This window comes from Lysinibacillus louembei (assembly GCF_033880585.1).
GTDB classification, from domain to species: domain Bacteria; phylum Bacillota; class Bacilli; order Bacillales_A; family Planococcaceae; genus Metasolibacillus; species Metasolibacillus louembei.
Window position 1 is genome coordinate 1,524,724 of record NZ_CP137624.1, and the last position, 13,526, is coordinate 1,538,249.

The 13,526-nt window shown below is 36.5% G+C and carries 15 protein-coding genes; 11 read left to right on the plus strand and 4 right to left on the minus strand.

Going from position 1 to position 13,526, the window contains the following annotated elements; translation table 11 throughout:
* The first annotated feature begins 192 nt into the window (after window positions 1-192).
* From mntR to R6U77_RS07580, 7 genes are all read left to right on the plus strand, one after another.
* The gene (gene mntR, locus R6U77_RS07550; RefSeq protein WP_293928497.1) at window positions 193-612 is read left to right on the plus strand and encodes a transcriptional regulator MntR; all 420 of its coding nucleotides are present in this window, start codon (window positions 193-195) and stop codon (window positions 610-612) included.
* Between the two features lie 24 nt (window positions 613-636).
* Entirely contained in the window at window positions 637-1,491 is an 855-nt protein-coding gene (locus R6U77_RS07555) for a CvfB family protein (RefSeq protein WP_319838024.1), read from the plus strand.
* Between the two features lie 98 nt (window positions 1,492-1,589).
* Window positions 1,590-2,492, plus strand: a complete 903-nt coding sequence (locus R6U77_RS07560; protein WP_319838025.1) for a DUF1002 domain-containing protein — start codon at window positions 1,590-1,592, stop codon at window positions 2,490-2,492.
* A 19-nt stretch (window positions 2,493-2,511) separates the two neighbouring features.
* A complete protein-coding gene (locus tag R6U77_RS07565; RefSeq protein ID WP_319838026.1) occupies window positions 2,512-2,790 on the plus strand; it encodes a GNAT family N-acetyltransferase in 279 nt (92 codons plus the stop codon).
* Between the two features lie 62 nt (window positions 2,791-2,852).
* Window positions 2,853-3,272 (plus strand): DUF4362 domain-containing protein, encoded by a 420-nt coding sequence (locus tag R6U77_RS07570; protein WP_319838027.1) that lies wholly within the window; start codon window positions 2,853-2,855, stop codon window positions 3,270-3,272.
* A gap of 437 nt (window positions 3,273-3,709) precedes the next feature.
* Window positions 3,710-4,168: a GNAT family N-acetyltransferase gene (locus R6U77_RS07575; RefSeq protein WP_319838028.1), complete on the plus strand. Its 459-nt coding sequence runs from the start codon at window positions 3,710-3,712 to the stop codon at window positions 4,166-4,168.
* 163 nt (window positions 4,169-4,331) lie between these two features.
* Window positions 4,332-4,634, plus strand: coding sequence for a hypothetical protein (locus tag R6U77_RS07580; protein ID WP_319838029.1), 303 nt, complete (start codon window positions 4,332-4,334; stop codon window positions 4,632-4,634).
* Window positions 4,635-4,691: 57 nt separating this feature from the next.
* Here the strand turns inward: R6U77_RS07580 and R6U77_RS07585 are convergent, their stop codons facing one another.
* From R6U77_RS07585 to R6U77_RS07595, 3 genes are all read right to left on the minus strand, one after another.
* Window positions 4,692-5,837 carry an MFS transporter gene (locus R6U77_RS07585; protein WP_406601082.1) on the minus strand — a complete coding sequence of 382 codons (1,146 nt, stop codon included), beginning with the start codon at window positions 5,835-5,837 and terminating at the stop codon, window positions 4,692-4,694.
* Window positions 5,838-5,940: 103 nt separating this feature from the next.
* Window positions 5,941-7,464, minus strand: a complete 1,524-nt coding sequence (locus R6U77_RS07590) for a succinyl-CoA:acetate CoA-transferase ScpC (protein ID WP_319838030.1) — start codon at window positions 7,462-7,464, stop codon at window positions 5,941-5,943.
* Between the two features lie 345 nt (window positions 7,465-7,809).
* Window positions 7,810-8,460: a LytTR family DNA-binding domain-containing protein gene (locus tag R6U77_RS07595; protein WP_293928510.1), complete on the minus strand. Its 651-nt coding sequence runs from the start codon at window positions 8,458-8,460 to the stop codon at window positions 7,810-7,812.
* 616 nt (window positions 8,461-9,076) lie between these two features.
* Here R6U77_RS07595 and R6U77_RS07600 point away from each other — a divergent pair.
* From R6U77_RS07600 to R6U77_RS07615, 4 genes are all read left to right on the plus strand, one after another.
* Window positions 9,077-9,868, plus strand: a complete 792-nt coding sequence (locus R6U77_RS07600) for a helix-turn-helix transcriptional regulator (protein ID WP_319838031.1) — start codon at window positions 9,077-9,079, stop codon at window positions 9,866-9,868.
* Between the two features lie 234 nt (window positions 9,869-10,102).
* Window positions 10,103-10,852: a membrane protein insertase YidC gene (gene yidC, locus R6U77_RS07605; protein ID WP_293928513.1), complete on the plus strand. Its 750-nt coding sequence runs from the start codon at window positions 10,103-10,105 to the stop codon at window positions 10,850-10,852.
* A gap of 9 nt (window positions 10,853-10,861) precedes the next feature.
* Complete coding sequence (locus tag R6U77_RS07610; protein ID WP_293928515.1) at window positions 10,862-11,110, plus strand: hypothetical protein; 249 nt, start codon at window positions 10,862-10,864, stop codon at window positions 11,108-11,110.
* A gap of 33 nt (window positions 11,111-11,143) precedes the next feature.
* Complete coding sequence (locus tag R6U77_RS07615; RefSeq protein ID WP_293928516.1) at window positions 11,144-12,007, plus strand: M15 family metallopeptidase; 864 nt, start codon at window positions 11,144-11,146, stop codon at window positions 12,005-12,007.
* 41 nt (window positions 12,008-12,048) lie between these two features.
* On the opposite strand, the gene cls is transcribed toward R6U77_RS07615, so the two are convergent.
* A complete protein-coding gene (gene cls / locus R6U77_RS07620) occupies window positions 12,049-13,506 on the minus strand; it encodes a cardiolipin synthase (RefSeq protein WP_319838032.1) in 1,458 nt (485 codons plus the stop codon).
* Window positions 13,507-13,526: the final 20 nt, after the last annotated feature.

A 13,526-nucleotide genomic window follows, 5' to 3' on the forward strand; every position in this document is an offset into this window, starting at 1 on the left:
ATTCCTCCTTCTATCATTTCTTTTATATGGAAATTTATCTAAGGAAATTCTAGTATGGATTTATTTGATTTGCAAATAGATAAAATGAAAGGTATTTACTTTTCTCATGTCTCCTTATTGTTTTCAGTTATCTTTCCGCCTAAATATGTAGTAAAATTAAGATAGTTAAATGAAAGAGAGGGGTTTTCGGATATGCCAACACCAAGTATGGAGGATCATATCGAGCAAATTTATTTATTAATTGACAATAAAGGGTATGCACGAGTGTCCGACATCGCAGAAGCATTATCTGTTCTACCTTCGTCTGTTACAAAAATGGTTCAGAAGTTAGATAAGGACGGCTACTTAGTATACGAAAAATATAGAGGTTTAACACTCACGCCAAAAGGGGAAAAATTAGGAAAGCGGCTTGTGCAAAGACACGATTTACTAGAGCAGTTTTTGCGTATTATTGGTGTAGATGAAGAACGTATCTATGAAGACGTTGAAGGAATTGAGCACCATTTAAGCTGGAATGCAATTGATCGAATTGCTGATTTAGTACAGCTAATGGAAGAGGACAAGGACTTTGTAACGAAATTGGATGCTATGAAGGCACAGCAAAATATATAAGCAATAGAAAGGAATTTGCAAAAGATGAATGAATTACGCTCAGGGCAAGTTGTAGAATTAACAGTATTGGAACAACAAAGCTCGCGCTATATGTTAACAAATGGCGATGTGGAAGTCCCATTAAACATGTCGGAGGTTGTGGAGGAGGTTGCGATTGGTGATCGATTGACAGTCTTTTTATATGCAGACCGTCGAGGTGATTTGCAAGCAACGACTGCCTTGCCAACAATTTTAGAAGGGCAATATGATTGGGCGCGCGTTTTGAAAGTAACACGTGAAGGTGCAATTGTTGATATTGGTACATCACGTGAAGTTATTGTCAAAGCAGAGGATTTACCTGCATTGCAGGAGCTTTGGCCACAGCCAGGTGACCACTTATTTATGACATTGCGCACAGACCGCAGTGGCGATTTATTCGGTCGTTTAGCAACAGAAGAGAAAGTAAATGAATTATATGAAGGTGCCTTGGAGGATATGTACAATCAAAATATCCTTGCACGCCCGTATCGCTTGCTACCTGTAGGCTCATTTTTAATTGGTGTTGATACACCATACCGTATTTTTGTGCATGAATCTGAAATGAAGGCAGAGCCACGTTTAGGACAAGATGTACAAGTTCGTATTATCGATGTGAAGGATGATGGCTCATTAAATGGATCGATGTTACCTCGTAAGCATGAGCGCTTAGGTGATGATGCTGAAAAAATTTACGCATATTTAGAAAGCGTTGGCGGTAAAATGCCGTTTGGTGATAAATCGACGCCAGAGGAAATTCAAGAGATGTTTGATATGAGTAAAGGTGCTTTTAAACGTGCGCTAGGCTCGTTAATGAAGGCGCGTAAAATTAAGCAGCAAGATGGTTGGACAGAGCTTGTGTAAGCTATCTGCAACCTTTTACTTTTAAACACGTACTAATAAACAAAGGTATGACGTATCTTAATACGTACAACCAGTGAAGTGTTTGAGGGGAGAATAATATGAAACAAAAATGGATGTTAAAACTTATTATAACAGTGTTGGCTTTAACAGTATTTGCGCCGTTTGCAAATGCCGCAACACAAAAGCCAATCAATGAGAAGCTTGGTGTACCAATTGTCGTGTACGGTGCTAATCTATCAGAGGCAGAAAAGGAAACAGTAAAAACGGCACTACGTGTAAACGAAGAGCCAGAAATTGATGAAGTGACGGTGTCTGGTGAGGATTTAGTACAATATATTAAAAATAGCAACGCTAGCTCTCGCATGTATTCTTCTGCGAAAATTACGCGTCAGGAAGAGGGCAAAGGGCTTACTATTAGCATTGTAACACCTGAAAATATTACAGAGGTTACAGCGGAAATATACGCAAATGCGATGGTGACAGCTGGGATTGAGGATGCAATCGTAGAAATTGCAGCACCGAAGCCAGTAACAGGTCATTCAGCATTAGTTGGTATTTATAAGGCATATGAAGTGAAAACAGGTGAAAAGCTTGATATTGAACGTACAGATGTAGCGAATGAAGAATTGAATGTAGCGACATCCATTGCAGATAGTGCAGGGATTTCAGATGAACGTATTGCAGAGCTTTTAACAGAGATTAAAAAAGTGATTGCAGAGCAAAAGCCTGTAACACGTGAGGAAGTTGAAAAAATCGTCTCGGATCAATTATCGCGTCTACAAATTAATTTAAGCGAAACAGACCGTCAGCTATTAGTTGATTTAATGGATCGCATTCGTAGCTTAGATATTGATTTTTCCAAGCTATCATCACAGCTAACAGACTTAAGTAAAACGATTGAAGAAAAGTTTGCACCCATTTTACAAGATGAAGGCTTTTGGAATGGTGTCAAAAACTTCTTTAATAAATTAATAGAAACGATTTCTTCATGGTTTAAATAACATAAAGGGGATGGATACGATGGAATTTACATTAGTACAAAATGGCGGCGCATTTGCTTATGAATATGAGCAAAATGGGGAGCGTTTAGCTGAAATTACGTGGACTGAGAAGGACAGCGTCATGCATATGGATCATACTTACGTGTCTGATCAGCTGCGTGGACAAGGGGTAGCCAAAAAATTATTGGATGCAGCAGCAGACTATGCGCGTACGAACAATTTAAAAATGCATGCGATTTGTTCATACGTCGTTTCTTCTTTTGAAAAAAGCGATGCCTATGACGATGTGAAAGCATAATAATGTAAAAGAGCTTAGTAGCACTACTAGGCTCTTTTTTTCTAATGGTGAGGAGGTAAAATATGAAAAATTCAATTTTACTATCGCTCTGTATCTTATTGATCGTAGGCTGTCAAAATACAAATAACATTACTAAACCATCTGCCTCTATACCAAAAGATGCAATTATCGTAAGACAAGAGATTGAAAATATAGAACGATTTCAGCAATTTCTAAATAATATTGCAGAAAGCAAAGAGGATAGAGTAACAATCGTTCAATATACAATAGAGGGTGACCCTATATTAGATACATTGGAATATGTAGGAGAAGTTCTTAAATATTCACATGATACAAGGCAGGATGAATATGGTGAAAAGACAGTGACAGCAGCTACATGTACAACTATTTCAGTAAAAGAAGATAATGAAGGGGCAACTTATACAGTTCAAGGCTGTAACAATCAAAATATCAATACAACAATTTTAGTAATACCAAAATGATAAAAAGGGGCGTCCGAAAAGTCATTTTGGGATGCCCCCTTTGCGACGAGGATGGTGACAATTTGCTCCTGCGGTTACTCGTCGCAGTTAAAACCATTTGCTCCTGCGGTTACTCGTCGCAGCAAAGCTCTATTGTGACCACCGCAGGAGCACAATTTTAATCAAAAATTGACTATATAAAAAAGCGGAGCCATCCAGAAAGTTCACTTTCTGGACGGCCCCTCATCTATATGCTATTGAAATTACATGACAAAGAAGTATACGAGCGATGTTAGCACGCCTGCCGCTCCTAGTATTGATAATACTTCTTGTCCGCCGAACTGTACGTCTTGAAATTTAAACATTTCCATCGCCCCTTTCTGTTGATATTATATAAATACCCGAAGCTGTATGATTATAAACATCTAAAAAATAAAATAAAAAGGAGTTACATACTTATGGCTTGGATAGTGAAAAATTTCCACGAATTAACGACAGCGGAGCTCTATCAAATCATTCAACATCGTGTGAATATATTTATTGTAGAGCAGCAATCTATTTATGAGGACTTAGATGATCATGATCAAAATAGTTTACATATCATTTATCAGGAGAAGGGAAGAATTGTTGCCTATGCACGTCTACTTCCACCTGGTGAGAAATATGAGGAAGTGTCATTTGGACGTGTGGTTGTGGCAAGGGAGAAGCGTGGCACAGGTTTAGGGAAAGAATTAGTTGCGTTCACAATGCAGCAAGCAAAAGGACGCTGGACAACGACAAATATATTTATTGAAGCGCAAAATTACTTGAAAAGATTTTATGAGGAATTCGGATTTGTAGCGACTTCTGAGCCTTATGAGTTGGATAATGTGCCACATATCGACATGCTTTATCTTAATTCAATAGAAAACAACTAGCTCGATAAGATAATGGGATGAATGCTTTATTTGCTGTCATTCAATGACAGGACATAGATTTACTGAATCAAGATAAAGTATTGATACAGCACAAAATGTTTAAAGCCCTGAAAGTCAGGGTATAACTTCCATATAACGTGAATAATAATGGAGGGAATCAATCATGGCAAAATTTAAAGGAAAAGGCGTTGTTATTGCAGGTTTAGTTGCAGGCGCAGCGAGCTATTTAAGTAAGAAAGACAACAGGGATAAAGTCATGGGCTATTTTAATGACGTAAAAGCAAAAGCGACAGAGATGATGGATTCGGCTAAGGGAAATTATGAAGAGGAAACACCGCTGCAAGATATAGCAGAAACACCTGCAAGTGCAAATACGACAGAAATTCGCGAAAACAATATGATTGCAGAGGGTGCACAAACATCGGTGCAATATTATAACGAAAATGAACAAGAAGAATTAACGTAAAAAATAAGGCTGTTGGACAAGCGAATATTTGTCCAACAGCCTTATTTCATATTTAAATTAATGAGCAGCTTGTTTTTCTTTATTGAAATTAATTAAGCTCACACCAGCGAAAATTAATAAAATAACACCTGTTAAAATAAAGCCGTGTGTATGTGATAATGCAAGTAATCCTAGTAAAGATGAGCCAATAACAACACCAAATGAGAAGAAGGCATAAAAATAACCATATGCTTTCCCACGGACTTCAACAGATGTAGAATCAATCAACAAGGAGTTAATTGATGGGAATAACAGACCAAAGCCGATGCCATAGCAAATAAGTGCACTGTATAACATCCCGCTATTATCCGATTGGCTTAAAAGTAGTTGGCTAATACCCATTAAACTAATCCCGATAGCTAATGTGTAGGTTGGAGCAACCTTATCAAAAATCCGATTTGTTGGTAAAATAAAGACAAGCACTGCTACAACACCAAAGACGCTCATCAGCATGCCACTCATACGTGAGTCAAAGCCTAGTGACTGCACATGTAGAGGTAGCTGATAGGCGATGACACCTTGGGAAAACATAAGGAAAAAAGCACCTGTAAATGCCTTTAGGGTGCCACTATTGCGGAAAAACGCCCGAACAGGAACAGCTTGTTGCTGCTGCTTTGATTTTACAATTTTTGTATTGCGTAGCATGAATAATGTTAACAAGCCTAAAATAAGCATAAAAATAGCTGTAATACTAAAAACAAATGGGACGCTTTGACGGCTCGCCATAATTCCGCTAAAGGCAGGGCCGAAAATTGCTGCAATGCCAACAAAAGCACCGGAAATGGCACTGCTTTTCCCACGCTTCGTTTGCTCTGTGGCATTTGCTAAATAAGTAAATGCAGCAGGAACGATAAATCCAGCGACTAAGCCGTGGATAAAACGAATCGCTAATAGCAATATAGGCTCCTCAATAAAACGATATAATAGAAGAGAGATACCTGTTAGGAGCAAGCCTATAACAAGAACATGGAAAGGTCCTTTTTTATCAGTCCAAAAGCCAGATAAAATATTGCCGAACGTGTTAGAAAACGAATACATACCGACCGCTAGCCCTGCGATAAAAGGCGTAGCACCAACAGATTCAGCAAAGGTACTCATGACAGGTAGCTGTGTAAATAAGTCGAAAAATGAAAAGAAAATAATCGCATATATGAAGAAACGCATAATAAACCTCCAGCTGATAATATTTCTCAATAATTAATTATAGCATTTTATTTATAAAAAAAGACAAAATCTGATTGAACAGATTTTGTCTTTTTCAATAGCTTTAAGCTTGTGCAGGTACTTCTTGCTTCATTGTTTTATTTTTAGCAAGATTTACGTGCCAAGAAAGAGCTTCTTCTAAAATATGTGGTGTTTGATGGCTACCTGTTACTTCAACAGCACGGTTGTAGTAATCACGTAATTGCTCTTTGAAATCTGGGTGTGCACAGTTTTCGATAATAAGTTGTGCACGTTCTTTTGGTGCTAAGCCACGTAAGTCAGCGATACCTTGCTCTGTGACAATTACATCTACATCATGCTCTGTATGGTCTACGTGAGAAACCATTGGTACGATTGAGGAAACAGCGCCGCCTTTTGCGTAAGATTTCGTTACGAAAATACCTAGACGGGCATTACGTGCGAAGTCACCAGAGCCGCCGATACCATTCATCATTTTTGTACCTGATACGTGAGTCGAGTTCACGTTACCATAAATGTCTAGCTCAAGAGCTGTGTTGATTGAGATTAAACCTAAACGACGGATAAGCTCAGGATGGTTAGAAATTTCTTGTGGACGTAAAACAATTTTATCCGCATATTTCTCTAAGTTACCGTATACTCTTTTTTGTAATTCTTCAGTAAGTGTAATTGATGTTGCAGCAGCGAATTTTACTTTACCTGCATCGATTAAATTAAATACTGCATCTTGTAATACTTCAGAGGCAACTATTAAATTTTCAAACTCTGAATCAGCGAAGCCTTCTAATACTGCGTTAGCAACTGAGCCTACGCCAGATTGTAATGGCATTAAGCTATTTGTTAAGCGACCTGCTTTAATTTCAGAGCGGAAGAAATCTAGTAAAATATTTGCCATCGTTTCTGTTTCTTCATCTGGTGGTACGATTAATGAAGGTGCATCTGGCTCTTCAGAAACAACGATTGCTTGAATTTTCTCAAGTGGCACTCGAATACCAATTTCACCAAGACGTTGTTGAACATCTGTTAATGGAATAGGCTCACGAGAACCTTGCTCACCTGGAATGTAAATATCATGGATACCTACTAATGATTCTGGATGAGAAACATTTAATTCGATAATGATGTGCTCTGCGTATTCCGCAAAGATTGGTGAATTACCAACAGAGTTTGTTGGAATAATTAAACCGTCTTCTGTAATAGCAACTGCTTCTATAATTAAGTGTTTAATCGGGCCGATAATGCCTTGACGAACTAATTCAGCATTGTGAGAAAGGTGTGCATCGACATAAGTGACTTCACCAGAGTTAATTAAGTTACGAATCCCTGCATCTGCGATAAATGGTCCACGCTTGCGGATTGCGCCAACAGTTGCTAAGTGATTATCAACTTCAGGTCCTAAAGATGCTCCTGTATAAACATCGATTTTTAGTGGCTCAGTTTTAGCACGTTCAGCAAGTGCTTCAGGTACAACCTTTGCATCCCCAGCACGTGTAAAACCACTCATTCCTACTACAGTGCCATCTTGAATAAGTGCAGCAGCCTCTGTAGCAGAAACAATTTTGCTTGCTAATTCTTTTACCCCTAAACGTTTTTCAATTCGTGAATCCATTGAAAATCCTCCTTTGCGAATAAGTTTAATTAATAGTTAGAATTTTCTGTTTTTTAAAAACAGCTATTTAAAATACATACCACCACATATTATCACCAAATTGTCACAACTTCTTCACATTTTACATGAAAGTGCTTAAAAAACGTTTAAACGAGAAAAAACTGGAATTTGCGATAGCATAGAGAACTATGTAATAGTATGTATATAAAACAAAAATAATAATTTTAATATCAATGAAATGAAGACTGCTTGCAGTTGCGATATTAAAAAGCATTTGGCTAGAGTAATTTATCACTAATTAATTGATGTAGTGAAGCAATCTCTTTTCAAAATCGTAGATAAAATTTAAAAACCTAACGAACGACGGAAATAGCTTGCATAGCGTTGACTTACAGGAATGCGTGTACCATCTTTCATAATAAGCAAGAACGTTGAGTGAGAGTCTGGTTGAATTTCATCGATATAATCAATGTTTACGATGTAAGATCTGTGGCATCTAATGAAAGAGTCAGGTGCTAAAAATAATTCTAAATCACTTAAATTTAGACGATGATAGCCTGCACGATTCATTGTTTTAACATATGTTTTACGTAGCTGTGTTTCTAAATAGATGACTTGATTATGCTTAATTGGATACCAGCAATCATCTATTTTAATTGTAATGTAGTTCGTTAAAAATGGTGATGGCTTTTGAGGGAAAACAGCTGTAATTGCTCCCTTCATTTCGCCTTCCTCCATTAAAGGAATGCTCATACCAAAGTAAGGAACCCCAAACACATCAGGCTCTATATAGGTACTTACTTTTTGCCCATAAGTTAGCGCTTGGTATGCGGCTGACCCTTTTTTTACAGGATCTCCAGGTTTAATTTTTAAGTCTACTTTCTTACTAGGCTGGTAATATACATATTCGTCTGTATTGGAAATTGCTATTGATGTATCCTCAGGGAAAAACTCTTTAATGATTTCCATGATTTCTTCCACTTGTTTTGGATCCATAATACGACACCTCTTTTAAATAAAGTCTTTAACCTTCATTCTACTATATACTTTTGTATTTATGCTATAGAAGATTTAAGAATGATACAGAAACTATGTATCTTTTTCTACAAAGAAATTGCTGTTTTTTGTTTTATTTAAGTTTATGATAAATTGTTATTATTTAATTTTCACTTAAAAGTAATTAAATGGTATATTTTATTTTGCTCTTTTTATATTTATATAGCTTTATAATTTGTTCAGATATTGTTGAGGGGAGTTTATTATAATAAAGGGTAAAGTAATGAATGAAAAGCACTATAATTGAAGATAGACAGTGTAGCTTTATTGAGATTTATCATAAAGGTAGTTAATTTTTATTTAGAAAGGAATAGTAATTCCAATATTAAACAATGCTAAAAATTAACGAGGGAAATAAAAAATTGGTTGATAAAAAAACGTAAATTATGGTAATATTCACTGTAGTTACTAAAAAATATCTTGTAATTTATCGAAAATATAGTTTCAGAGTAATGGTTTTTTAGCTATATTCATTACAACATAAATATGCATCTTGTTTAACAGCTATGTAAATCTAGGAAGGTATGAGAGTATTTTTAGGAAAGATGGGATATATATGCAGCCACAACAATCGATAGCAGGAACAATATCTAAACGTTATTTTCAGGAAATTGATAATATTAATCAATACGATGGTGTGGAAGATTTTTTTGCTGTAGAGTCGAGATTATTATTTGAAATTTATCATTTAGAAGAGACGAAAGCAAAACAATCATTACGTGCATTAATTGATATTTTATCTACTCGTTTTGGAAAGCAAATGATTAAAGCTGTGCGTCAATATTTTGTAGTTTTATCATCAATTATTGCACGAAAGCTACTCGATAATCAGGTACCTCCTAAAAAGGCATTTGCATTTAATTTAGCTTGCACGGATATGATTGAAAACAAAATGAAGGATGCTGAGTTTCTGCAATTTGCAGATGATTTAATCGAATTTTATGTGTATTTTATCGCTGACCGTAAACAGCCTACATTTAGCCATCAAACTGTTAATAAAGTGATTATGTTTATAAATGATGAATTAGAAACGGATTTAACTGTAGAAAGTATTGCGAGCAATTTCCAAATTAGTACAAGTCATTTATCAAGAATTTTCCGAGAGCATGTAGGTATTACATTAGTAGAATATTTAAATGTGCGTCGTGTTGAAGAATCCCAATACTATTTGAGACATACGAATAAAAGTATTACCTCTATATCGGATCAATTCCACTTTTGCAATCAGAGCTATTTTACGCGTATTTTCAAAAAATATACAGGTGTTACACCGAAACATTTTCGAGATGAGCTACACCATAATTTTTATCGCTTTGAAATGGTAGGTAATCAGCTAGAAAAAGCTTAACTTGAATTAGCAGAGGTTGCCCACGTCTATAAGTAGGGGGATGGATGCCAAAAATGCACCTTAATCCCCGACGTGTAATTGATAAATTGGAAGCAAGCAAGTGAAATGCCAAAGCGTTGAAGAGACAGTGCTTTGGCATTTTTGTATTGTCTATGAAAGTTTTACATTGTCAAATAATTGAGTGCATGAAAGGATTGCTGTATACTCACCATATTAACAACTATAGAAGGTGACATGATGAAAAAAATAATGATGCTTGGCATGCTAGGTAGCGTAGCTCTATTATTAAGCGGCTGTAAGGCAGTAGAAAATCAAGAAGGCTTTTTTTATAGCTTTTTTGTAAGGCCAATGGATTATTTGTTAGATTTTCTAGGGAATGATATATTCAATGGAAGTTATGGTCTAGCGATTATTGCTATTACAGTGGCAATTCGTTTAATTTTAATGCCTTTCATGCTACGGAATTATCGAGCACAGGCAACAATGAAAACGAAAATGGATATTGTTAAGCCGCAGATGGAAGAAATTCAACAAAAAATGAAGGCAGCTGAATCGAAGGAAGAGCAAGCAAAGCTACAGCAGGAAATGCTATCTCTTTATCGTGAGCATAATATTAATCCATTAAATATGGGCTGCTTACCGATGTTAATTCAAATGCCAATTATTATGGGATTGTATTATGCAATTTTATATTCACCAGATGTGAAGTCACATCAATTTCTATGGTTTAGCTTAGGCTCACCTGATATTGTTATGACAGTTATCGCTGGAATTGTCTATATGGTTCAAGCGCAAGTTTCGTTGTGGACAGTGCCTGACGCACAAAAAGCACAAATGAAAATATTTATGTACGTTTCACCGATTATGATTGTCATTATTTCATTTTCATCAATGGCTGCACTGCCGGTATATTGGTCAGTAGGGGGCTTGCTGCTTATTACCCAAACATATATTGGTCGAAAATATTATTCAGAGCACAAATAAGGAGACACTATGAATGACAAATTAATAGCCTTGCTACTTGTCACAGGCAGTAGCTTGCTAGCACTATTTTTTATTTTTAAGCAAAATTTTAATTTAGCGGTATTATGTTTAACGGTAATGTTTACATTTTCTAATCTTCTGCGTTATCGCAGCTTTATGCGTCAAGGATATGTAAAAGAAGCAAAATGGATGCGTAATTTAGCGATATTTTTCGGGTTAGCAACAGTAGCGGTAATTTATATTTTAGTGACGAAATAGCAAAATATTAAGTAAGGAAAGTAGGCGCAAACAATGAAGGGCAATCGAGCGAAAAAGACAAGTGATACTTGGAAGATCGTCGTGATTTTAATAACTTCATTATTCATTATTAGTGCCATTGTATTTACAGTGAAGGACAAGCGAGATGTAGCGAGCCCATCTGTTAAAGAACAGCCTAATGAAAATCATCAGTCGATTAAAACAATAAATGAACAAGACGAGCAGCAAGAAGCAGAGGATGAAAATGCTGCCAAGTTAAATGAAGAACAACCAGAACAAAAGCAAAAGCCAGTGAAGGAACCGAAACCAAAGGATAACCAGCCGAAAATCGAATATGATGAAAGTGGCTATCCAGTGACGCATATTGAGCCAGCAGAGCCAACTTACGTCAAAGATATTTTAATTGCGAACAAACAGTACCCTTTGCCAAAAACGTATAACCCTGGTGAAAGTTCTGAATCGAAGGCAGCATTAGAAAAAATGCTTGCAGGAGCTAAAAGTGCTGGCTTTAATTTGGTAGCATTTAGCGGCTTTCGCTCATATGAATATCAAACGACATTGTATAGCAATTATGTAAATAGAGATGGTAAAAAAGCAGCTGATCGTTACAGTGCGCGACCTGGATACTCAGAGCATCAAACTGGTTTAGCCTATGATATAGGTGAAAAGGGGCGTGAGGATTTGTGGCTGACAAGTGAGTTTGGTGAATCAGCAGCAGGGAAATGGCTACATCAGCATGCACATGAATACGGCTTTATTTTACGCTACCCACAAGGGAAGGAAAATATTACGGGCTATATGTATGAGTCATGGCATTTCCGTTACGTAGGGAACGAAACAGCAAAGGCAGTTTATGAAAAAAATACAACACTAGAGGAATATTTAGGGTTGAAATAATGAAAAGGAGCTATGGGGATATTTTTCCCATAGCTCCTTTTTTATAAAATTGGTGATAATAGTCGAGAAATAGACTCCTTACATTTGACCATAGTAGAGCGATTTTCATAGGCTTCTTTTAATAGCTCTGTGCTATCAAAAATATCCGATTCGAACGCCTCTGCTAAATCATGTGCGATTTTACGATCATAAATTAGGGCATTGACCTCGAAATTTAAACTAAAGCTACGCACATCAATATTAGCTGTACCAACGGATGCCACTTCATCATCAATAACGAGCACTTTCGAATGAATAAAGCCTTTGTCATATTGATAAATGCGTGCACCTGCTTTGAGCAATTGTCCAACATATGAATAATTTGCCCAATACACGAAAGGGTGGTCAGGCTTGTTTGGAATCATAATGCGCACATCGATTCCTGAAAGTGCTGCAATACGAATTGCATCTAAAAAGCTACTATCTGGTATGAAATAAGGCGATTGAATATAAATATATTTTTTCGCATCTGCAATTAAGCGTAAATAGCTGTTTTTAATAACTGTCCAATCTGTATCAGGTCCGCTTGAGACAATTTGCATAGCGGCTGTTCCTTTTTGCGGAATAACAGGGAAGTAACGCTCTGCATACTTCACACGATGATGATGACTTGCTTGATTCCAATCAAGCAGGAAACGCGTTTGTAGTGGATGCACTGCACTACCTTCAAGTCGTAAATGGGTATCTCGCCAATAGCCAAACTTTTTATTTAAGCCTAAATATTCATCCCCAACATTAAAGCCACCAATATAGCCAATCCGTCCATCAATGACAACAATTTTGCGATGGTTTCGGAAGTTTAGGCGTGGATTAATGAGCGGTAAAATAGATGGGAAAAACACTTCAATTTCACCACCGACATCAAGAAGCTCTTTAAATTGCCTTTTGCGCACGCTACGTGAGCCCATTTCATCATACAAAATGCGTACTTTTACGCCCTGTTTTGCTTTTTTTATCGTAGCATTATAAATTCGTTTTCCGATATTATCAAGCTTGAAAATATAGTATTGAATATGAATATGGTCTTTTGCGTGCATAATATCATGAATGAGTCGCTCGAATTTTTCGCGTCCATCATTCAAAATTTCAACATGATTGTCCTGTGTTAAAACAGCATGGTTTGTAATTAAATTCATGTAGATTAAATCTTGATGTGCTTCGATATGATCTCCGCGAAATTCAAGCTTATTCTCTTTAATCGCTTCAATTTGATAATCGATTAATGCTTTAATTCCGATGCTCTCTCGTCCTTCCCAGCGATAAAAATGCTTTTTACTAAGCTGTCTACCAAGCAATAAGTATAAAATAAAGCCAACGACTGGAAGGAAAAATAATACTAGTAGCCATGCCCATGTAGACGATGGGTCTTTGCGCTCTAAAAAAATGACTGCAATCGCAAACAAAATATTGAGCACTAAAATGATAAGAGCGACAAAGCTAGTTTCTAAAACTGTAAGCATAGCAACTCCTCACTTCCTAA

Excerpts from the sequence above, each read along its gene's own strand:
- mntR (WP_293928497.1), top strand. The coding sequence starts at position 193 with ATGCCAACACCAAGTATGGAGGATCATATCGAGCAAATTTATTTATTA.
- R6U77_RS07555 (WP_319838024.1), top strand. The coding sequence starts at position 637 with ATGAATGAATTACGCTCAGGGCAAGTTGTAGAATTAACAGTATTGGAA.
- R6U77_RS07560 (WP_319838025.1), top strand. The coding sequence starts at position 1,590 with ATGAAACAAAAATGGATGTTAAAACTTATTATAACAGTGTTGGCTTTA.
- R6U77_RS07565 (WP_319838026.1), top strand. The coding sequence starts at position 2,512 with ATGGAATTTACATTAGTACAAAATGGCGGCGCATTTGCTTATGAATAT.
- R6U77_RS07570 (WP_319838027.1), top strand. The coding sequence starts at position 2,853 with ATGAAAAATTCAATTTTACTATCGCTCTGTATCTTATTGATCGTAGGC.
- R6U77_RS07575 (WP_319838028.1), top strand. The coding sequence starts at position 3,710 with ATGGCTTGGATAGTGAAAAATTTCCACGAATTAACGACAGCGGAGCTC.
- R6U77_RS07580 (WP_319838029.1), top strand. The coding sequence starts at position 4,332 with ATGGCAAAATTTAAAGGAAAAGGCGTTGTTATTGCAGGTTTAGTTGCA.
- R6U77_RS07585 (WP_406601082.1), bottom strand. The coding sequence starts at position 5,837 with ATGCGTTTCTTCATATATGCGATTATTTTCTTTTCATTTTTCGACTTA.
- R6U77_RS07590 (WP_319838030.1), bottom strand. The coding sequence starts at position 7,464 with ATGGATTCACGAATTGAAAAACGTTTAGGGGTAAAAGAATTAGCAAGC.
- R6U77_RS07595 (WP_293928510.1), bottom strand. The coding sequence starts at position 8,460 with ATGGATCCAAAACAAGTGGAAGAAATCATGGAAATCATTAAAGAGTTT.
- R6U77_RS07600 (WP_319838031.1), top strand. The coding sequence starts at position 9,077 with ATGCAGCCACAACAATCGATAGCAGGAACAATATCTAAACGTTATTTT.
- yidC (WP_293928513.1), top strand. The coding sequence starts at position 10,103 with ATGATGAAAAAAATAATGATGCTTGGCATGCTAGGTAGCGTAGCTCTA.
- R6U77_RS07610 (WP_293928515.1), top strand. The coding sequence starts at position 10,862 with ATGAATGACAAATTAATAGCCTTGCTACTTGTCACAGGCAGTAGCTTG.
- R6U77_RS07615 (WP_293928516.1), top strand. The coding sequence starts at position 11,144 with ATGAAGGGCAATCGAGCGAAAAAGACAAGTGATACTTGGAAGATCGTC.
- cls (WP_319838032.1), bottom strand. The coding sequence starts at position 13,506 with ATGCTTACAGTTTTAGAAACTAGCTTTGTCGCTCTTATCATTTTAGTG.